Origin of the sequence: Gottfriedia endophytica (genome assembly GCF_017814275.1) — a bacterium.
GTDB classification, from domain to species: domain Bacteria; phylum Bacillota; class Bacilli; order Bacillales; family Bacillaceae_G; genus Gottfriedia; species Gottfriedia endophytica.
The window spans coordinates 50,512-72,178 of record NZ_JAGIYQ010000016.1; the positions used below are offsets into that span (position 1 = coordinate 50,512).

Annotated in this window: 20 protein-coding genes and 1 other annotated feature (1 of these 21 cut by a window edge); of the genes, 7 read left to right on the forward strand and 13 right to left on the reverse strand. The window is 32.5% G+C overall.

Annotated elements, in window-relative coordinates:
- Positions 1-132: 132 nt before the first annotated feature.
- The 4 genes from J5Y03_RS17300 to J5Y03_RS17315 form a co-directional block, all read right to left on the reverse strand.
- Complete coding sequence (locus J5Y03_RS17300) at positions 133-1,323, reverse strand: acetyl-CoA C-acetyltransferase (RefSeq protein ID WP_209407255.1); 1,191 nt, start codon at positions 1,321-1,323, stop codon at positions 133-135.
- Between the two features lie 127 nt (positions 1,324-1,450).
- Positions 1,451-2,101: a CoA transferase subunit B gene (locus J5Y03_RS17305; protein ID WP_209407256.1), complete on the reverse strand. Its 651-nt coding sequence runs from the start codon at positions 2,099-2,101 to the stop codon at positions 1,451-1,453.
- A 13-nt stretch (positions 2,102-2,114) separates the two neighbouring features.
- Entirely contained in the window at positions 2,115-2,813 is a 699-nt protein-coding gene (locus tag J5Y03_RS17310) for a CoA transferase subunit A (RefSeq protein ID WP_209407257.1), read from the reverse strand.
- A gap of 683 nt (positions 2,814-3,496) precedes the next feature.
- Positions 3,497-4,378: an NAD-dependent epimerase/dehydratase family protein gene (locus J5Y03_RS17315; protein ID WP_209407258.1), complete on the reverse strand. Its 882-nt coding sequence runs from the start codon at positions 4,376-4,378 to the stop codon at positions 3,497-3,499.
- A gap of 168 nt (positions 4,379-4,546) precedes the next feature.
- On the opposite strand from J5Y03_RS17315, the gene J5Y03_RS17320 reads away from it, so the two are divergent.
- From J5Y03_RS17320 to J5Y03_RS17335, 4 genes are all read left to right on the forward strand, one after another.
- Positions 4,547-4,870: a hypothetical protein gene (locus J5Y03_RS17320; protein ID WP_209407259.1), complete on the forward strand. Its 324-nt coding sequence runs from the start codon at positions 4,547-4,549 to the stop codon at positions 4,868-4,870.
- A 437-nt stretch (positions 4,871-5,307) separates the two neighbouring features.
- On the forward strand, positions 5,308-5,790 hold the full coding sequence (locus J5Y03_RS17325; protein WP_209407260.1) for a DUF2975 domain-containing protein: 483 nt from the start codon (positions 5,308-5,310) through the stop codon (positions 5,788-5,790).
- 10 nt (positions 5,791-5,800) lie between these two features.
- Positions 5,801-6,019 carry a helix-turn-helix domain-containing protein gene (locus J5Y03_RS17330; protein ID WP_004434885.1) on the forward strand — a complete coding sequence of 73 codons (219 nt, stop codon included), beginning with the start codon at positions 5,801-5,803 and terminating at the stop codon, positions 6,017-6,019.
- A 330-nt stretch (positions 6,020-6,349) separates the two neighbouring features.
- Complete coding sequence (locus J5Y03_RS17335) at positions 6,350-6,607, forward strand: hypothetical protein (RefSeq protein WP_209407261.1); 258 nt, start codon at positions 6,350-6,352, stop codon at positions 6,605-6,607.
- A gap of 566 nt (positions 6,608-7,173) precedes the next feature.
- Here the strand turns inward: J5Y03_RS17335 and aspD are convergent.
- The 5 genes from aspD to J5Y03_RS17360 all read right to left on the reverse strand — a co-directional run bounded on the left by aspD (position 7,174) and on the right by J5Y03_RS17360 (position 14,149).
- A complete protein-coding gene (gene aspD, locus J5Y03_RS17340) occupies positions 7,174-8,823 on the reverse strand; it encodes an aspartate 4-decarboxylase (protein WP_209407262.1) in 1,650 nt (549 codons plus the stop codon).
- A gap of 98 nt (positions 8,824-8,921) precedes the next feature.
- Entirely contained in the window at positions 8,922-10,121 is a 1,200-nt protein-coding gene (locus J5Y03_RS17345; protein WP_209407263.1) for an aspartate-alanine antiporter-like transporter, read from the reverse strand.
- A gap of 379 nt (positions 10,122-10,500) precedes the next feature.
- On the reverse strand, positions 10,501-11,415 hold the full coding sequence (murB, locus tag J5Y03_RS17350; RefSeq protein ID WP_209407264.1) for a UDP-N-acetylmuramate dehydrogenase: 915 nt from the start codon (positions 11,413-11,415) through the stop codon (positions 10,501-10,503).
- 304 nt (positions 11,416-11,719) lie between these two features.
- Positions 11,720-12,760: a PTS sugar transporter subunit IIC gene (locus J5Y03_RS17355; RefSeq protein ID WP_209407265.1), complete on the reverse strand. Its 1,041-nt coding sequence runs from the start codon at positions 12,758-12,760 to the stop codon at positions 11,720-11,722.
- Positions 12,761-12,964: 204 nt separating this feature from the next.
- The gene (locus tag J5Y03_RS17360) at positions 12,965-14,149 is read right to left on the reverse strand and encodes an MFS transporter (RefSeq protein WP_209407290.1); all 1,185 of its coding nucleotides are present in this window, start codon (positions 14,147-14,149) and stop codon (positions 12,965-12,967) included.
- Positions 14,150-14,334: 185 nt separating this feature from the next.
- Here J5Y03_RS17360 and J5Y03_RS17365 point away from each other — a divergent pair, with 185 nt between their 5' ends.
- Positions 14,335-14,892, forward strand: coding sequence for a PadR family transcriptional regulator (locus tag J5Y03_RS17365; RefSeq protein ID WP_209407266.1), 558 nt, complete (start codon positions 14,335-14,337; stop codon positions 14,890-14,892).
- Positions 14,893-14,967: 75 nt separating this feature from the next.
- Here the strand turns inward: J5Y03_RS17365 and J5Y03_RS17370 are convergent, their stop codons facing one another.
- Both J5Y03_RS17370 and J5Y03_RS17375 read right to left on the reverse strand, forming a co-directional pair.
- On the reverse strand, positions 14,968-15,945 hold the full coding sequence (locus J5Y03_RS17370) for an alpha/beta fold hydrolase (RefSeq protein WP_209407267.1): 978 nt from the start codon (positions 15,943-15,945) through the stop codon (positions 14,968-14,970).
- Positions 15,946-16,115: 170 nt separating this feature from the next.
- Entirely contained in the window at positions 16,116-16,751 is a 636-nt protein-coding gene (locus J5Y03_RS17375) for a glycosyltransferase (RefSeq protein ID WP_209407268.1), read from the reverse strand.
- A gap of 213 nt (positions 16,752-16,964) precedes the next feature.
- Between J5Y03_RS17375 and J5Y03_RS17380 the strand changes: the two genes are divergently transcribed.
- Positions 16,965-18,038, forward strand: a complete 1,074-nt coding sequence (locus tag J5Y03_RS17380) for a hypothetical protein (RefSeq protein ID WP_209407269.1) — start codon at positions 16,965-16,967, stop codon at positions 18,036-18,038.
- 399 nt (positions 18,039-18,437) lie between these two features.
- Positions 18,438-18,752, forward strand: coding sequence for a TfoX/Sxy family protein (locus tag J5Y03_RS17385; RefSeq protein WP_209407270.1), 315 nt, complete (start codon positions 18,438-18,440; stop codon positions 18,750-18,752).
- A gap of 278 nt (positions 18,753-19,030) precedes the next feature.
- Here the strand turns inward: J5Y03_RS17385 and J5Y03_RS17390 are convergent, their stop codons facing one another.
- Complete coding sequence (locus J5Y03_RS17390) at positions 19,031-19,678, reverse strand: hypothetical protein (protein WP_209407271.1); 648 nt, start codon at positions 19,676-19,678, stop codon at positions 19,031-19,033.
- 283 nt (positions 19,679-19,961) lie between these two features.
- Positions 19,962-21,341 (reverse strand): amino acid permease, encoded by a 1,380-nt coding sequence (locus J5Y03_RS17395; RefSeq protein ID WP_209407272.1) that lies wholly within the window; start codon positions 21,339-21,341, stop codon positions 19,962-19,964.
- A 137-nt stretch (positions 21,342-21,478) separates the two neighbouring features.
- Positions 21,479-21,667, reverse strand: a binding site (T-box leader); it runs 40 nt beyond the window's last position.

The window sequence follows — 21,667 nt, forward strand, 5'->3', positions numbered from 1 at the left end:
CCCTTTTTAATAAAAATTTAGCTTACCAATATTATCACAAATCTTTTGAACTATTAAGCTTTATTTATTGATTAGCTGTTTAACAGAAATAATAATAGGAAGTTAGTAACCTAACTCCCTTAATATCTTTTACTATTTACTATTTTCAATAATACTCGCTACTCCCTGTCCTCCACCAATACAAAGCCCAGCTACACCATAACTCTCATCTCTTCTTTTTAGCTCATGAATTAATGTAACAAGTATTCTGGCACCACTTGCTCCAATCGGATGACCTAAAGCAATTGCACCACCATTAACATTTACTTTAGCTGGATCAAAGTTACATTCTTTGCTAACAGCAATAGATTGAACAGCAAATGCTTCATTTGCTTCAATTAAATCCATATCATCTATTGTTAACCCCGTTTTTTCTAAAACTTTTTTAATCGCTGCTGCTGCGCCGATTCCCATTATACTTGGATCTACACCAGCTATTGCATTTCCAACTAATTTTACTAACGGTTTAAGACCAAGTTCCAATGCTTTACTTTCCTTCATTAAGACTAGTGCAGCTGCACCATCATTTATTCCGGAAGCATTTGCAGCAGTAACAGTTCCATCTTTTTTAAATGCTGGTTTAAGCTTTTCTAAAACACTCATTGTTGTATTAAATTTAGGAAATTCATCATCCTTAAATACAATATCATTCCCTTTTCTTTGAGGAATTACTATTGGTACAATTTCTTCTACAAAACGTTCAGCTTTTATCGCAGCTTCCGCTTTTTGTTGGCTTTCTAAAGCAAATTGATCTTGTTCTTCCCTTGAAATAGTATATTTTTCAGCTAAGTTTTCAGCTGTTATTCCCATATGATAATCATTAAAGGCACACCATAATCCATCTTTGATCATGCTATCTTCTACTTTTTGATGCCCCATTTTATACCCTTCACGAACTCCCTCAAGAAGATATGGTGACTGACTCATGTTTTCCATACCACCAGCAACAACAATCTCTGACTCACCTGACAAAATAGCTTGTGCTGCTAAATGAACAGTCTTTAATCCAGAACCACAAACTTTATTAATTGTAAATGAAGATGTCGTTTGAGGAATTCCTGCTAATATTGCAGCTTGGCGTGCTGGATTTTGTCCAAGGCCAGCCTGCAGTACATTCCCCATGATCACTTCATCAACTAACTCAGGATTTAAATTTACCTTTTGAAGAGCTGCTTCGATAACCGCTGCTCCTAATTTAACAGCAGAAACATTTTTAAGTGAACCATTAAAACTTCCAATTGCCGTTCTGACAGCGCTTACAATAACTACATGATCTTTATTCAATCTAATCAACTACTTTCTCTATATGTTATTTATTTCATGTTTAAGGAAACCTTTGCTTGGTTTTGCAAAGGTTTCCTAACTTCATTTCTATTACTCTACATAATTTCTAATCTTCTCTTAAATTAAATTAAACTTCAGATAATAAATTTGGATGAACGATGAAGCTAGCTTCTGTTTTCTCTTTTATTTCTTCAATTGTAGTATGAGGTGATTTTTCAACTAATGTCATTTTTCCATCATTAAAATCAAACACAGCTAATTCAGTAATTAATCGATGAACGACACCTTTACCAGTTAAAGGGAGTGTACATGCTTGTTTAACTTTACTTTCTCCGTACTTATTTACGTGTTCCATGACTACTACCACTTTTTTAGCTCCATTAACTAAATCCATGGCACCCCCCATACCCTTAACCATTTTTCCTGGTATCATCCAATTCGCTAAGTCACCTTCTTGTGAAACCTCCATACCACCTAAAATAGCTAAATCAATATGGCCACCGCGAATCATTGAAAAAGATTCCGCACTATCAAAATAGGAAGCTCCTAAAACAGCAGTAACTGTTTCCTTTCCAGCATTAATTAAGTCAGGATCAACTTGCTCTTCTGAAGGATAAGGTCCAATACCTAGTAAGCCATTTTCAGATTGAAGCATTACATTCATTCCAGTAGGGATATAATTTGCTAGCAGTGTTGGTAGTCCAATACCTAAGTTTACATACATTCCATCCTGTATCTCTTTAACAGCACGCTCTACAATGATTTGTCTTACATCCATTTCGATTCCTCCTTTACTGTGTAACCTTACGGCGTTCTATTCTTTTCTCATAAGTTTGACCAACTAACACATGTTGAACGTATATTCCAGGTGTATGTATTTCATCTGCCTCTAGCTCGCCTACTTCTACTATTTCTTCAACTTCTACAATCGTGATTTTTCCTGCCATTGCTGCTAATGGGTTGAAATTTCTTGCTGTTTTTCTAAATACAAGATTCCCTTGAGTGTCGGCTTTCCAAGCTTTAACAAGCGCTACGTCTCCAACAATCCCTTTTTCTAGTAAATACGTTTTGCCATCAAATTCCTTAAGTTCTTTCCCATCTGCTATAGGAGTACCTACACCTGTTGCTGTATAAAAACCTGGGATACCTGCTCCGCCTGCACGAATTCGCTCAGCTAATGTTCCTTGGGGTACTAGTTCTACTTCAAGTTCCCCACTTAGGAACTGCTTTTCAAAAATTTTATTTTCTCCTACGTATGAAGAGACCATTTTTTTAATTTGCTTATTCGCTAAAAGTAGTCCAAGTCCAAAATCATCCACTCCACAGTTGTTACTAACGACCGTTAAATCGTTTACTCCCTTTTCACGTAAAGCAAATATTAAATTTTCTGGTATACCACATAATCCGAACCCACCAACGATAATGGTAGATCCATCTTGAACCACAGATACTGCTTCTTCAAATGAAGTTAATACTTTACTTTTACTCATTTTTTTACCCCTTTCAAAAAAATATGATTTAATTATTGGTTTAGTTCAGGTAAATATAATAAAGAATACTTGTAATATTCAGATAAATAATTTTATAAAAGGCTTTTTTCGTAGACTTTGTTGCTATTAAAGTATGTGTAAGTTGATTTCCACTCCAGGATGCTCGCTTTCCTTGGGGCGTGAGCTGAGCCTCCTCGTCGCATACGCTCCTGTGGGGTCTCAGCTTTCCCACATCTCCCACAGGAGTCGAGCACCCTTCCGTTTCAATCAACTTCTGTCTTTTAAATTACAAAACCTAAAATCAACAATCATTAAAAAAAGAGCCTAAAAAATACCATTATTATTTAATCTATGTGTATGCTCTATTACTTTTAACTCTATATAGACTTTCAATTAAAATATGATATTAAAGATAAAAAAACACCTTTTCGTAACCGCTTCCAATTCTGTTTAATGAAATCATTTTCTCTTATTCTACATTTCAATCACTCTCCCTCACTCAAAGGAATCTTAATTAAAATTATTTTGTAGATACTTACTTATTTCAACAATTTTTTCATTTTACCTTCTATAATTTAAAGTTTCTTATCCATTAAAATTTTCTTTTCTTAAAAGGAAGTCCTTTTTTACAATATTTATACACTAAAAGGTGCTCTTTTAAAACATTAGAACCTAGTCATATTTCATTTTTTAACGAGATTCTTTTGATAAGAATGAATTAATTTTTTTATCTCGTCTTTCACATTTGAAAATTTAAAACCTAAATCTTTTGCTAATTGGTTGCTTAAATATGTATGGCTATATGTATCATAAGGTGATTGGTTTTCTTTCTCTCCTTGATCTACAATATTCGCTTTTATTCCAAGTTCTTCTTCACATATTTGGATTAACTCATTAAATGTGATGACATCATTAGAACAAGCATTTATTGGACCTGTTACATCATTTGTAGATAACCAATTAAGGAATTCACCTGCTTCTTCCTCCGTAATAAACGTCATTTCATTTTCAAGATTTTTAATAACAAGCTCTTGATGATTCCAAATTTTCTTAACATGAAACAGTAATCTTTCAGTATAATCATTTTCACCAATCACAACAGGGAATCGAACAGCAACTACCGGAAAGTCTGCCTGTTGGAAAAGAATAGCCTCAGCTAATTTTTTACCTTCAGCATATGTGTAGTCTTCTCTATTCCCATACTGAATAGGATAAGTATAAGGATTAAATCTATCTTCTATCACATTTTTACATTCCTCATAGACTGCTAATGTAGAAGTAAAAACGAACCTACCTACTTTTCCTTTTAATACATTAACTATTTCCTTTGCTTCATTTGGAGAATAGCAAATATTATCATATACTACATCCCATGATTGTTGTGCTAGTTGCTCCATTGAATTAGGATTGTCCCGATTAAATACAATACGTTTTACCTTTTCACCAAAATCATCCTTCGTTAACCCTCTAGTGGCGATCGTTACATCGTAATTGGCATTTATTAATTGTTCTACTAATCTTTTACCAAAAAAGCGAGTTCCACCTAATACTAATACTTTTTTCATAACTTTCACCTCTTTCAATTTCCAAATAGTATTCGTTTTTTTTCTATAAAATCCTTTTTTAAGAATATGAATAAAGTATTAATAGGTTTGAATATCGTCTATTTCTTATTAAACTAACTGGCAGGATAGTTGAATAAGAATTTTACATGTAGAATAAGGTTAAATTAAGTGTTAAAATCTCTTATTAGTAGAGTGTACGAAGATATAAATAAAAACGAAAAAGGTTGGAAGTTAATGGAAATAACAAATCCTAAATCTAAATTAGCATTAACATTGGCAATAGTTTCGTTTATCATACCATTAGGTTTTATAATCGCTGTTATTGCTTTAGTTATTACAAAAGAAAGTATGAAAGAGATTGAAAGATTTAATCAAAAAGGGAAAGTGTTTGCACGATCAGCAAAGATTACTAGCATAGTATCTATTTGTATTCATGCCATTGCTTTATTAATTGTAATATTGGCACTAGGGTTTGATTTTTTTAATAAATAATTTCAATTTTTATAGTTTCTTATTGAACTATCGCATGCGTTAGTTGAAGATCATAAGGCTGTTTCGGTAGCCCTTTTTATTTGTTTGACAAACAGGATTGTTGTACAAGGAAATATAAGATATTGATAAAACAGCAAATAGACAAGAGTGTGAAGAAATGGATCATTCGGTAGGTTACATCTTTTGGGGGCTAATTGTTTCTAGTGTGTTTCTTTTTGTATGGGGTCTTTGGAAAAAGTCTTGGGAATTATTGCTGTAAATTTAACATTTTAAATTAAGAGCATTTCTGTGTAATGAGAAATGCTTTTTATTTTTGTCAAAATTAAAAGGATATTTCAGTAACAATAATAATATAATGAAAAACAATACTAATTTATCGCAAAACAATAAAACGTATGATAAAATCATGTTGTCATTAATTAAGCGAGGTGCTTTTTATGAAACAAGTTACGACACTCTTTTTAAAGCTAGCTGTTATTTTTATAGGAATCCCAGTTCTTGCATTGTGCATATTTTTGGTGCCTAAGTTCGGGAATTTTGCTGGAGAATTGTATCCAGATATTGCTTATATGAAATCTCTCGTTTTAATCGATATGTACGCGGCAGCGATACCTTTTTACTTTGCTCTGTATCAAGCTTTTAAACTTTTAAGCTATATTGATAAGAACCAAGCGTTCTCGGAATTATCGATAAAGGCTTTAAAGAATATAAAATACTGTGCCATCACGGTCAGTACCTTGTACCTGCTAGGTATGCCACTCTACTATCTCATGGCGGAAAGAGTTGACCCTCCATTTATCATTCCAATCGGATTGGTCATTATTTTCGCCTCTATGGTGTTCGCCGTATTTGCTGCTGTTCTCCAACGGCTTCTACAAGAAGCGATTAACATAAAATCAGAAAATGATTTAACGGTTTGAGGTGGAGGATATGGCAATTATTATTAATATTGATGTGATGTTAGCAAAACGAAAAATGAGCGTAACGGAGCTTTCGGAGAGGGTTGGGATTACGATGGCGAATCTTTCCATTCTGAAAAATGGGAAAGCAAAAGCGGTTCGTTTTTCAACATTAGAAGCGATATGTAAGACTTTGGATTGTCAGCCAGGTGATATTTTGGAGTACAAAAGCGATGAAGACACTCAATAAAAACAGACAACAACTTTCTTCAACCAACGGGATTAGATAGTTAAATTAAGATGAAGGGATAGCGATTAAGCTATCCCTTCTCTGCGTTTATTATTGTTATTTAATTAGAGAATTCCATTGATATTAGTGACAAAAAATGTGATGTGATTTGCAATGTTTGCACCTCAAAAGGGAACCCGTTATTATAAAACGACCTGCTCTTTTTTTCTAGGTATATTTTCCACACAAAACTTAATTTAATTAATTTACATAATTCAACTATCGCATGCGATAGTTGAATTAGACTTCAATGTATTAACTTTCATAATTTAAAATAGTTGGAGGATTCTTTTGGAAAGTATAAGAAAGCAAGCTTACAAAGTATTAATTCACCAAGCTTTATTAGATACAAAAAATTGCAATGATACTGAAGAGATATTTCACATAGCTCATACTTTTCATAACCTTACTGAAACCTTAGTTGAGGATTTTAAAGGTTATAATGAAGAAGCATTATGGAGCAGAATAAGTTTTCTTGAAGAAAATTTTGGATTAATGCACTATAGAAGAATGTTTGAAGAAACGATAAAAAGGATGAGTAAAGATTAAGATACATTCTTATTAAACAACCGCATGCGATAGTTGAATACGATCACAAGTCAGTAGTGAGATATCTTATATGAAGATACTAACAGATTATTGACAAAGAGTCAGGGATTAGATGAAGCAAAATAAAATAGAAGTTAAAAAATTGAAAAGTGAATATTGTAATGATGAACATTTAACTATTGTAGTTAACGAAGTGCCGTTAGATGTTATTATACATAATCTCTATCCAAGTAGTTGATTCCTTGGATGCCCTTTTCTAAAAGATTGTTTCGTTTGAGATTTCTAACTTTAAAGACAGAAGTTGATTGCAATGGAAGGTGCGAGACTCCTGTGGGTATAGCGAGAAGGCTGAGACCCCGCAGGCTTGCCGAGGAGGCTCAGCTCTCGCCCCACGGAAAGGGAGCATCCTGGAGTTGTAATCAACTAACACTTTTTAAAATAGCAACAATGTATACGAAAACAGCCTTTTATTGAAGGTGAATCATTATTTGTAGTACACAAAAAGATAGAAATAGCAGATAATATCAATACTTCTGCTTTCCTATCCTTCTTTTTTTACCCAAAAATCAGTTGTTATTCTTTCTTATTGAAGCTCGCCAGTCTTCAGCATATTCTTCAAATGCACGATTTAAAGCTTTACCAATTTCGATATAATCTTCATTTTGTAAATTAGCAAGTGAAATTCGAATTGACCATTCAGGACCTTTAAACCCAGCTCCGTTTAATAATACAATTGAATCCTCTTCTGCTAACCGAAATAATAAATCTGTAGGATAATAATTTTCTTTTAAATACTGAATAAATTCCTCACCGTACTTTATTTTTCCCCAAACCATTAAATCGATTTGAGTATAATAGGAAGTACTATTTTTATCATCTAGTATTTTAATCCCACCTAAATGATCATATAGCAATTTTTTTCGTTGGCGACAAATTGCTTTTGTTTGACTTTTATATTTGTCTTCTTCGTCTAGTAATGCAAAAGCAGAAAATATAGCCATTTGCACTTGTTGTGGTGTTGATAATCCAGCTGTATGGTTTAACGCTACTTGACGACTATCTGCTACAATCCGATTAATAAATTGGATTTTTTCTGGTTCAGTTGTAATCGTTTCATAGCGATTCAACAACTCTTTTTTTTGATCCTGAGGCAATTCCGTAATTAATTGATCAAACACATTTTTTTGATGAAGTGCAATTACACCTAAACGCCACCCTGTTGCACCAAAATATTTTGAATAGGAGTAAACACCAACTGTATTGTACGGAAGTTCTGACATGATTGAATGAAAATCGTCAACGAAAGTACCATATACATCATCAGTAATAATCATCAGATTTGGATTTTTATTTTTTACAATGGATTTTAAATACTCCATAGACTCTTTATTGATGGCAACGGATGGTGGATTACTTGGATTGACAACAAATAGTGCTTTTACATTTGGATCAGCAATTTTATCTAACTCTTCATTTGTATATTGCCAAGTATGATACCCTTCTTCATTATGAGCATTCGCAAAAATTGGAGCGATCTGAAAATCGTATCTAGATAAATGTGGTATTTCTAAATAGGGTGTAAAAATTGGAACCATTAATGCGATGCGATCTCCTTTTTCCAACAAATGATTTGCTACCAAAGAATCAAAAATATAACACATTGCAGCCGTTCCACCTTCAACTGCAAATAGATCAAACTTTCCTTCTATTGGTTGATTACTGCATAATTCTTTCATTATATAGTCATGGACAATTTGCTCGGTATGTAATAACATTCGATCTGGAACAGGATAGTTGTCAGCAATAATTCCATCTACTAATTCGTAAATCCAACGATTGGGTTCAAAGTTATGTTTCGTTATTCCATAATCCACGATATTTTTTAAGAGCTCGATTCCTGGAGAGTCTTTATGTTCTTTTACAAAAGTATAAAATCGGTCTGCAATTCCCTTACCATATGGCATACCAGCTAGATCGCCATCTTTCCAAATCCTCTGTGTTTCTTCAACTGCAAATTGCCCTAATGTAAAAAAAGCCTGTCTTGGGGTAGCAGCCGTCCAATTCGGATTTCCTCTCCCCGCATTAAACATGGCGCGAACTCGTTTTTTCTGAGTAGCTTTTGCCAAGTCCAATAACTTATCCTTTAGCTCGAATGGACTTAATTTTTTGTAACCTTCCATTAATTTTCTTCGTTTATCAGATTTATCTAATGGCATATTACTCCTCATTTCTTATGTGTAAAGATGAAGTTAGAATGAATGATCTTATATTAGGCTATGTTAAACAACATTGTTGATATTCACGAGAATAGATCCTAAGAAAAGAATAAAACAATCACCGTACCCCAGACAGTTAAAAGAATATTACCTATTGCATATGGGATAGTATATCCTAATACAGGAACGTTACTTTTTGCTTTTTCACATATTGCACCAAGTGAGGGAGTTGAAGTTTGTGCCCCTGCACATGCACCTAATGTAATAGCTGCATTCCATTTAAATATGTACTTACCTAAAAAGATTCCCACAATCAAAGGAATTAATGTGACAACAATCCCAGCAAAGAAAAAACTAATTCCAGAATGCTTTAATCCTGTTACAAATCCAGGACCAGCATTAATACCAACCACTGCAACGAATGCAGATAATCCCATATTACTTAAAAACCAAACTGTTTCTTTTGGAATTAGACCAACTTTTGGTTTTTTCGAATGAATTAATCCAAAAAACAAGCCCATAATTAGTGCCCCACCACTAGTTGATAAATTGATTCCTACCGCACCAACCTTTAACGCTGGAATTCCAATTAGACCTCCAAGTAAAATTCCCAAAGATAGGAAAATAATATCTGTTTCAATTGATTTTTTTTCAGTTTTATCAACAACCGAATCATTAACAATTGCCTTATTATGATGCATATCATGTTCAATTTTTTTACACTCTTCAACAATATCTACACCATATATTTTTGGACCAATTATAGAAATTAAAAATGCCGCTCCAATCGTTCCAAAAATATATGTTACGGCATAGCCTACTGGAACAAAGTCTGACATTTGTTTTTTTGCTGTGGCAGTACCACTTAAATGAGCAATTGCATCTTGTGCAACACCAATCATCGAAGATTGTGTTAATGCACCTGCCCCTAATCCAGCTGCTTGCCCAGCATTATATCCTAATAATTTTGCTACTAGTACTGTGCATCCGAGTCCTACAGCACAAACTATGGCTGCAAATAGAACTTGAGGTAATCCCTCTTTCTTTAAACCCTTAAAAAATTGAGGACCAACGTTATAACCTAATGAAAATAAAAATAATAGAAAGAACACGGCTTTGACTGTTGGATTAATTGTAATATTAAGTTGACCAACAATAACCCCAGTAATTAATACACCTGGTACAGCTCCAATCGTAAAAGTACCAATTCTTATTTTTCCAATTGCATAACCAATAGCTAATGTAAAAAACAATGCAAGCTCAGGATATTGTGTAAATGTAGTTTGGATCCAGTGCATATCATTCACCTCTTTATTTCGTTCTATGAGTATATTTTCCATTTGTAAGTATTAAAATTCTGATCTAACTATTTGAGTGGGTTTGTTAGAACAAATAAAACATCATTACAATGTTCCAAAAACCTTTTAGTAACACAATCTTTTATAAAGGCTGTTTTCGTATACATTGTTGCTATATTAGAATGCCTTAGTTGATTACAACTCCAGGATACTCGCTTTCCGTGGGGCGTGAGCTGAGCCTCCTCGCTATTCCCACAGGAGTCTCGCACCTTCCGTTGTAATCAACTTCTCTCTTTAAAATTAAAAACAATCTTTTAGAATAAAGCCTTTATAAAAAAAAAAAAAAGCACCCACATAAGTGAGTACTTTTAACAAGTTATTATAAGTCTTCTCCAACAATCTTTACTTCTCTCTCTAATTCTATACCGAACTTTTCCTTTACAACCTCTTGAACATGATTGATCAGGTTAATATAATCTGTTGCAGTAGCATTATCTTTATTAATAATAAAACCTGCATGTTTTAATGATACTTCAGCTCCACCAATATTTGTTCCTTGAAGGCCACTATCTTGAATTAATTTTCCTGCAAAATGACCTGGAGGACGTTTAAAAACACTACCAGCAGAAGGATATTCTAATGGCTGCTTTTCTTCTCTTTTCTGAGTAAGATCATCCATTTTTTCTTTAATCTCTTTATAATTCCCTTTTTCTAATTGGAAGGTAGCTTCTAGCGCAATATAGCCTTTTTTGGCAATAATGCTTTTACGATATCCTAATTCTAATTCTTCTTTAGATAAAGTAAGCACTTCGCCTTCTGGTGAAATAACAACTGTGCTAACAATTATATCTTGTATCTCTCCACCGTATGCTCCTGCATTCATCGCTAGTGCTCCACCAATAGAACCTGGGATTCCACAAGCAAACTCTAGTCCTGTAAGATTCGCTTCTAGAGCTTTTCTTGAAGCTTCAATAATACTTACACCACTTTGGACAACCATTCTATTTTCATTAATTGTTAAGTTATTAAACTTTTTTAAATTTAAGACAATGCCTCTAAATCCACCATCTTTTACGACCATGTTAGATCCATTACCAATTAATAACAATGGAATCGAATGTTCTTTAGCAAAAGTAACAATATTTTTCACTTGTTCAACAGTAGTTGGTGTAACAAAATAATCCGCTTTTCCACCAAGTTTAGTTGCAGTATGATTTTTTAAAATTTCATCTAACTTTACATTTTCTTCAGAAACAATTTCAACTATTTTTTGTAACACTTTATTATTTAACATATTTTTCAAATCCTTTTCTTACTATCTAATTGATAAGCATAGTAAGAAATATTATACCATTTATTAACCCTACTGGCATTCCCTTAATTTTTTAATATAATATTCTTTATTTTCTCTTAATTAAAGTCTGTTTTAGTATACATTGTTGCTATTCAGAAAGTTGATTTCCATTCCAGGATGCTCACTTTCCTTGGGGCGTGAGTTGAGCCTCCTCGTCGCATACCCTTCCGTTCCAATCAACTTCTGTTTTTTAAATTACAAAACCTAAAAGCAACAATCTTTAAAAAAGAACCTAATTAAAAGATTAATAAAATTGCTTTTGTATGACTAAATCATTTCTTCTAATCAGATTTTGCTTTTTTAAAATAAAAAATAAAGTATAAGTAATAAAAATAGGAACTAGTAGATACGTTACAATCATAGGGATTAACATACCTATACCAAACTCAGAAAGTAATGAAATTGGCGTTACTAATGCACATAACCCGATCCCCACTATACCTTTTCCAACTTCAATATGAAAAAGTAAAGTTGAAATCACACCTGCAACTACACTTGATACTAATGAAGGTAACACAATCCAAGCATTTTCCAGGATATTTGGAAGTAAGATTGCTGGTGTGCAAATCGATAAAGTAATTGACGATTTCAAATCATTTTCCCTATTGGATATAGCTGCTAATCCTACAAATTGAGCTACACAACCTGCTAAAGCAGCACCTCCAGCAAGTCCATTTAGATCTAATGCAATAGCTAGTGCCACAGATAGAATAGGTGAAAATGTTAAGAATCCCCAGACAATCGATAAAATAATCGATAAAAGTAAAGGATTACCTTCAGTTACTTGATTAATATATTGACCAATTATTTGGAATATAGGATCAATGAACTTAGATAATCCAAATCCAATGCTGCCTACTACAATAATAATTCCAAGAGGAACAATGATTATATCAAATACTACTTTACCCATTAATCTTTTTCCAAAATACGTCGCCACTAAAGCTGTAGTTAGTGCATCAATTGGATTACCAACTGCAATCGAAATTTCATTGAGATCATTCAAATACATTGCACCTGCTCCTAAGCATGACGCAATCATTGTTGAAAAAATAACTAGTCCATCAGCACCAAACATGATTGGAATGACAAAACCAATCATTGTTGACATTAAGCTTTTGGCAATTGCCCCCATTGATAAGATTCCGGTTGAACCAAATAGATTACCAAGTTCATCAATTAACATGCTAATACCAATTGTAATAAATACTGCAATTGTCCATCTATTTGATGTGTGAAATATCCTTAACTTTTGTAAGTTGTTCATTTTTTTGCCTACCTTCATTCAAGTTCTTTCTAAAGATTAGTATGGCAAAAAAGGTTATTTTTCTTACTTTGTTTGTAATTATCGAAACTAAAATAAGTAATTGAAAAAAGGAGCAGATTTTTTCCGCTCCTTTTTGAGTGTTAATTTGTATGATAAATGTGCCGCTAAAAATCTAAATAAACTGTTTTATTAATCATATTTGATGTTTTATACTTCTGAAGATTATTCAATAGAACCCATAAATCGTCTACCTGAAAATAATACTAATAAAGCAGCTAATACAGCAAAAGCACCAAAATAGAATGGAATATGTGGGTTAAACCATTCTGCTAATTTTCCTGCTAGCCATGGAGCAATGGCTCCCCCAACAAAGCGAACAAAGCTATATGCAGATGAGGCAATAGATCGTTCCACTGGAGAAACTTCCATTACAGCCGTTGTAATTAATGTATTGTTAATACCAAGTAGTGCACCAGCAAGAATAATACAAACAACTAGTGTAGCCTTTGATTCAATATTTAATCCCATAATTACTAAATCTACTGCAAATAAGAATAAAACTCCGTACATTGTTTTCATAGTACCGAAAACTCTTTGAAGTTTAGGAGCAACCACTACCGAAGTAAATGCTAAAAGTACTCCCCATCCAAAGAACGTAAAACCAATTCCATATTCTCCCATTCTTAATACAAATGGAGAGAAAGCTAATAACGTAAAAAATCCAAAGTTGTAAAGTAATGCAGTAATACCAATTGATAATAATCCGCCATGACCTAGAGCTTTAAGTGGTTCTCCTAATGAGATTTTCTTTGCAGGTTTTGGTAAATCCCCTATTAATACAAAGATTAAAATAAAACCAATTAACATTAAGATTGCTACTCCAAAGAATGGATAGCGCCAGCTCATTTTCCCTAAAAATCCCCCAAGTAACGGTCCAACAGACATCCCAAGTCCGATTGCTGCTTCATATAGAATGATTGCATTTTCTGTACCACCACTTGCAACACTTACAATTACCGCTAGTGCAGTTGAGATAAAGAACGCATTACCAAATCCCCATCCTGCACGAAAACCAATTAATTGATTTACCGTATTGGACAGTCCTCCTAAACACGAGAATACAATAATAAATAATAGCCCGAATAATAAAGTTCTTTTAGGTCCAATACGACTTGATACAAATCCCGTAACTAACATAACGATACCTGTAATCAATAAATAGCTTGTAAATAATAAAGATACCTGACTTGGACTAGCATGTAATTGTGAAGCTAAGGCTGGTAGGATTGGATCAACCAAACCAATTCCCATAAACGCTACAATACATGCAAAAGCAACTGCCCAAGCAGATTTATTTTGATTAAAAATCGACTTTAACGAATGAGAAGAATGGTCTTCTTTACTCATTACATTCTCATTTACATTTGGATTTCCCATCATATACCTCCTCAAATTTTTAGATCTTTTTAATTACTGTACTTTAAAAGTATATTCCCAAACGTGATTATATGTCAATATTTATATATGTAAATATTTATATAATATTTATTTTGTTTTCATGATATACTAGACATTAAATAAGGAGGTTGAAAATGAACTCTCTTGCATATGCATTACTTAGTATGCTCATTCGAAAATCTTGTACAGGCTATGAGTTAACCCAATTTTTGGAAACATTCTGGCAAGCTAAACATAGTCAAATCTATCCTTTACTAAAAAAATTAGAAAATGCCGATATGCTTACTTTTGTTTATGAACATCAAACAGCTAAGCCAGATAAAAAAATCTATACGATTACTCCAAAAGGAAAAGAAGTATTATCTGAATGGATTGCGACAAAGCCATCCCCACCAGTTTCAAGAGATGAATTTTTAATAAAAGCATACGCCATTTGGTTAACTGACACTGAAACAGCTAGTGAACTTTTTAACGAACGTATTGATTTTTATCAAAAAAAAATAGATTTCCGAAAAGAAAAAATTGCGGAAATGGAACTAGCATATGGACAACAATTATTGGATCCAACAGCAAGTCATTTCGGAAGATACATATTATTTAAAAGGAAACTAAAACTTGAGCAGGATGAAGTAGAATGGTGTCAGTGGGTACTTTCAATACTAGTAAACAATACAGAACAAGCTAGTATTTAGTAACATAAAAAAGACTGCCGATTTTATATGGCAGTCTTTTTTATTGATTTTTTTTAAAGAGTAAAAGGTACTAGATTATAAATCCTTATTTGTTTCTTCTATTAATAAAGAAAGGAATTTATCTTTCTCTTCAATCATCGGAGAATGAGCAGAATCTTCAAACCATATCCAATATTTTTCTGGAGCCTCTATTTTTTTATAAAATTCATAAGACGGCTCATAGTGGATCATCAAATCGTGCCTTCCCATACAAAAGTAAATTGGAACTTCGATGTTTTGAATATCATGATTAAAATTTATCTTTTTCATTTCATCTTGCAAATGTTTCATACTAAAAAATTGACCTTTTAAAAGATTAATAATATCAAACAAAGCATATTCACCACTTGTAAAAATGTCCTTAACGTACTTCTTAAGCAATTTCCCATCACGAGAAATGCCTCCACTAAATACTTCCATGTACTTTTGATGAACTCTGTCATGCTTAAGATTACTCCAAGGTGGCAATCCCATGTTAGATAATTTTTCAAATGCTTTTTTATTATTTATTGCTTTTGCTTTTTCTAAAAGAAAATTATAAGATAATTGTTCACTTTCGATATAATTCCCGTACTGTGCCACACCAAAATATCTCTGGAATAATTGAGGTTCCTTTTGAACTGCCAATAAACCAATAATGGTCCCCCAAGAATGTCCTAATAAATAAATTTTGTCTTGTTGAAACCGTTCACGTAAATAATTTGTCACTTCAATTGTATCATTTACAATTTGATTGATCGTCATTGTCTCAGAAGGTATCTTTTTGGAGTATGATAAACCAGCACCTCTTTGATCCCAATTAACGATTACAAAATGTTTTTCTAGTTCCTTTTGAGATTTTCTAGCAAATCCGATTCTTGCACTGCCTGGCCCGCCATGTACCTTTAATATTATAGGCTTATCTCGATCTTCACCTCTTATATAGAGCCATTGTTCTAATTGTCCAATCTTTATTTTAAAAAGCTCCGAAATAGACTTTTCTTTCTTTATTTGATGTGCTTTTCTTACAAACATAATATTCTCCTAAATTTTTAATTGAATATCTTATAGATTCTATAACTATAGCTACCATCTCTCTATTCCATTTAAACATTTTATCTCCTTCTAAAGGAAGGAAAAGATAGGATAAGCAGTAAAAAGACACTCCAACGGATTTGGAATGCCTTTAAATTTAAAGAGATAAATTAAAATTTTTTTGGAAATTGTTTTGCAATTCCTTTAGAAATAATGTCCGCAAACATTAACATATGATTTTCGCCTTTATCATAAGCGTTAATATAATCTTTCCATTGTTTTTTCAAGTAAAATACAGCTTCATCAGTAGTCAATTTTAAATGAGTATAGAACATATCCGTCAGAACTTTTTTCGACCAATTAGGATTTAATTTATGTAAAAACGCTACAATGTCATCTGCATTTTTATACCATAGTTTATTGTACTTATCTAAATCACTTGTATTACCTGCTTTCGCAGCATCTACAACTTGACCAGCAATTACAATATGCTCACGAAGTAGCTTCGCAAATTGTTTTGCATTATTTGTTCCATAGTATGGTGCAATAGACTTCCCTAGATCATCTTGATTCTTCAAAAGTCTATTCAGTACATCACCTTTGTCTTCTAAATTAGCTATATCACTAACAATAAAACTATTCGTCCAATGTACGTATTCATGCCATAACTTTCTTTGTAGTTTTTCATAGTTACATGCTTTTGGAGTAAACTTAGCTTGAACCCTTTCATCTGTATTAGCTAAGCTTGTAATAGATGTTAGAATAAGAAAAACAACTGCAATCATAAGCGACAAATATTTTTTCATAAACATACCTACCTTTTATCAATTTTTTCAGTTAGTAGCATTTGAAGTTTATATGTTTCTTATTCATGCTTTATAGAAAAAATTGATCTTTGCTTACCATGGACGATGTAAAATTAAACCGAAAATTTCCGGACTTATTTATTGATATTTCAAACAAATACCCATTTCATAACAAGCATTTAATGTATAATTAGGGTATGGAGGGTTGTCAAAATGATCTCTATTTCAAGGACAAAGTGGATGTGGTTTTATTTATTACTTACTTTAGTTGTTTCTTCAAATATCCTTATTTATCAACTTACTATAATGCAACCTTTACCTAATCAGGTGGCGTTAGGAACATTATTTGATTTCATCATTACTATACCTCTCCTCACTTATTTCTTTATTATTAGGAAACGTTATTCGTGGAAATATCTACTATCAATTGCTTTTTTAGGTTATGGTGCAGCTTATCTAATCATTCCACATAATATGCTAACCTCTTTTCATAACACTAGTTATATCCCAGTTTTCTTTGAAGGAGTTTTTCTCTTTATTGAGCTTTACATTGGATATAAACTAATTCGAAAACTTCCAGCAATTATTCGTAATTTCAACAATAACTATCCCAATACTTCTACTTTTCAGGAGAGATTAGAAGAAGCTTTAATGCTTCATTTAAAACCTTCACGAACTATTGATATCATTTCAAGTGAAATAACTATGCTTTATTACAGTTTATTTTCTTGGAGGAAAAAACAAGTTTCTGTATTAGAGAATGAAGCAGTCTTTACTTTTCATAAGAAAACAAGCTTCGTAGCTTTTTATGTGATGATGATTCATGCAATTGTTCTAGAATCGATTGAATTTCATTTTTTACTTCACTCTTGGAGTCCAGTAATCTCCTTTATAGCCTTGTTGTTGAATGTCTATGCAGTTTTACTTTTTTTAGCAGAAATTCAAGCAATTCGACTATGTCCTATTTTCCTAACAAACCATCAGCTACATTTTCAAATTGGCGTAATGAAGAGATTAAAAGTATCGCTAGAGGACATTAAAAGTGTTCATTATTACGATGGACCAGAAAAAATATCTAAAAAAGAAAGCAAACATATTTTTGATGGTGTTCTTTCTGAATTTATGAAGGAGAAACCTTCAATTGAAATCGAATTACATTCTCCTAAAAAAGCTAAGTTTTTATATGGAATCAGTAAAAATGTCACAAAAATTCATCTACGACCAGATGAACCACAAAGATTTTATGAAGTAGTTAATTCAAAATTAAAAGATGAATTAAATCTATAGGGATAACAAGTAACATTTTATCTTCAATCTTATTTATCCCGCATTAACGGGCAGTAAGACCCCCACCTCAAGATTAAGAGGAATACGAAGAAGATAGGTGGGGGTCTTACTGCCCGTAAAAGCCCGTTTGGTTCAACTAACCATCAGTGGGGGATGAAAAAAAAACCACTGAAGTTTCACTTTATTGATAGGTATTTGCCCAAAAGTTCTGGTGGGTTATTTTTAATATTAGATATTAACTATAAACAGCTATATCTTATTAGGTAAGATACTAATAATATTAAAACTCTCTGAAATAATATAGATATTATTTCTTTTAATAGTTGTTTATTATGTTATATATAACTATTTGGTCAAGTAATAAAACCGGTGAATTTTAAAATGATAGGGGGTAATAAGATGCAAACTATAGAGCAATTTGAACAAATCGGTAAAGAATTAGTCGATATTTTTGGCGTCGCAAAAGGATCCATGTTTGGACATAAAGGATTTAAAATTAGGGGTAAATTCTTTGCTTTCTTAAATGGTGACAACTTTGTCGTAAAATTAAATCAAGAAGAATATGAAAAAGCTTTGTCAATAGTAGGAGCACACCCTTTTAGCCCAATGGGAAAACCAATGAAAGAATGGATTGAACTACCTAATTCGATATCAAATGAATGGTTTAATTATTCGATTAAGGCTAAAAACTATGTTGAAAGTTTATCTAAATAATTTGATAGTGTGAAACTTCCATCAGTTGGGGGTTTACTCCCCGTTGATGCGGAATAAAATAAAAAATAAATTGAGTGCTCAATTTATTTTTATATCCCATAAATCCAATCAAATGAAACACTCTACATTCCATCCTCTTTCTTTTAAGCTGTTTTCGTAAAAAAAACAATCTTTTAGAAAAAAGCCTTCATTTTATTTACTTATAACTAGGCAATAAAATGATTCCCCTCCATATTAAAACAAGAGCATACATTTTTGATGTACGCTCTTGCTTACGATTAGACATTTTTTATTTTATTAATCTCTCTTTTTAAATAATCATTTCGGCTTTGTTCAGCTTTTAATATTTGATGTAATGTACTATTAATTTTTACTCGATCTTTTGTCTCAATAGCTTTTTCTAATTGGAAATGTAACTCCCTGTGTGCTTTAAAATTCTCAATTTTATCTTGTATTTCAGGATCATTTCCTGCAAATTGCTTCCACAAGTTGAAACGTTGCTGCATAGCTTCCTGTTTTGTAATCTTACCTTTTTTCACGTTGTTCTGAATATCGTCTAGTTGAGTCTTATAGGTTGTTTTAAATTCTTCTCGCTTAACTTTAAATGCTCTTCTTTTTTGTTCAAAATGTTTTTGAACTTCTGGATCTTTTCTATATAGATTAAATATCTCTTTTCGTTCTGCAAAAACCTTATTAAATGCCGGCTTTAATTCTGGTGCATATTGTCCAGTTAAATTCACAAGATTTTTTTCTTGATTTTCAATATACTCATTCTTATAATGTTCTCCCCCCTCATGTCCACCTTTATGTTTCCACTCATGGTGGTCCTTCGAAGTATTTTTATTCGTTTCTGCTTGTGCAATAGTAGGAACAATTATTCCTGTAGCTACAACTGGAATCATTAATGACTTAATCCACTTTTTCATGAAAATCACTCCTTAAAATTTTTCATCATTAGTTTACCCATCTTTGTTGGAAACATTATCCTGTATAAATTAGAATTTCATGAGAGGTTAAAAAGTATTAATTGGATAGTCAACTTAAGAAAATCAGATTAATAAAGAGAATAGTGAAATTGCAGAATAAAGTGTTGAAATGGCTGGTTTAGATTAAGGCTGCTTCCTTTCCAATCAACTTCTGCCTTTTAAATTTCAAAACCTAAAATCAACAATCTTAAAAAAAGAGCCTTAAATTAAAGAAAGCAGACGATTAACTCGCCTGCTCTTCTGATCCTTTATTATTCTTCAAAGATTTTCCTTTTATGAATGAAAAAACAATTAAAATTGCTAAAGTACTAAAGCATACGATTGTTCCAACTGAAATGCCATTACTAAATGTTGATCCGAAAAAGATCATTAACAATCCAACAATTCCTATTATTGTGGTTATTGGGAATAATTTGACTTTAAAAACTGGTACTGTCTTATAAGTTGGACGTAATTTTAATTGTGCAAGACAAATGCTTAACCATAATAAAATTACTGTAAATCCTGGTATCGTCATCATGTATCCAATAACTTTTCCGGGAGCTAAGAATGCTAAAAATGCCCCGATTAATAAAAAGAATCCATTTAATACGATTGCGAAGATTGGGACACCTGATTTTGTAGTAGTTTTTAAAAATTCTGGTGCTTCTCCTTTTTCAGCTAAAGAAAACATTGTTCTCGAAGTTGCAAAAATTCCTGAGTTTGCTGCTGATAATACGGCTGTTAGGAGGACAAAGTTCATTATATGTGCCGCACCTGGAATACCAATTGCTCCCATAACTTGAACAAATGGGCTCTCTTGTCCTGAAACCTGATTCCAAGGAATTAAACCTGAAATGATAAGAATTGGTAATACATAGAAAACAACAACTCGCCAGACAACGCCTTTAATCACTTTGGGTAAAACTTTTTCAACATCTTTTGTTTCTGAAATTGCCACTCCAATTAACTCCGAACCACCGTATGAAAACATAACAATCAAGCAAGCATTTAATACTCCACTAATCCCATGTGGTAAAAATCCACCATTACCTGTTAAATGTTGCATTGGAGTAGTTGGTGATAAATCGGTAAAACCAAACAAAACTGCTCCACCAATTAGAATAAATAAGACTAATGCTGTAATTTTTATACTTGCAAACCAAAATTCTAATTCACCATAAAACTTAACTTGAAAACAATTGATTCCTACTATTAGTGCTCCACAAATCAAACTTAATAACCAAAGTGGTACTTCAGGAAACCAAAACTGTAAAAAAGAACCCGCTGCTAAAATTTCTACAATTGTTACTAAAGTCCAGTTAATCCAGTACAACCATCCAACTACAAATGAAAAGTGAAAACCAAATGCTTTATGAACTAAATGTTGTACATTTAAATTGGGGTAAACGACAGCCATCTCTGCCAGAGCAGACATAACAATTAATAATAAAAACCCACCAATTAAGTATGAAATAATTACTCCTGGTCCTGCAATTCCTAGTGTATCTCCGCTCCCCTTAAATATCCCAGTTCCAATCATACCAGCAAGTGCTAAAAATTGGACATGTCTAGGTAATAGCTCTTTCTTTAATTGATCTTTCTTTAATTGATCCTTCTTCATTTTCCTTCTCCTTCTTTCGTATATATTTTTTACATTTATTCTTGAGTTTCAAATAATAATAGTCGCTTTCCATGCACTCACCCCTCTCAGTATCAAATAAAGAAAATTTCCCATAAAAAAATCCCTACTGTTTTCACAGTAGGGACGAATAACTTGTATTCGCGGTACCACCCTAATTATTAGTACAGCATTTAGTACTAATCACTTCATTTCATAACGGCTCTTCACCGTCTTCCCCTTACATTACTGTTCGAAGAAGATGCTCCTGGATTGTAATTCGTGTTGTTTTTTGTACTGATTCCCACCAACCATCAGCTCTCTGTAAC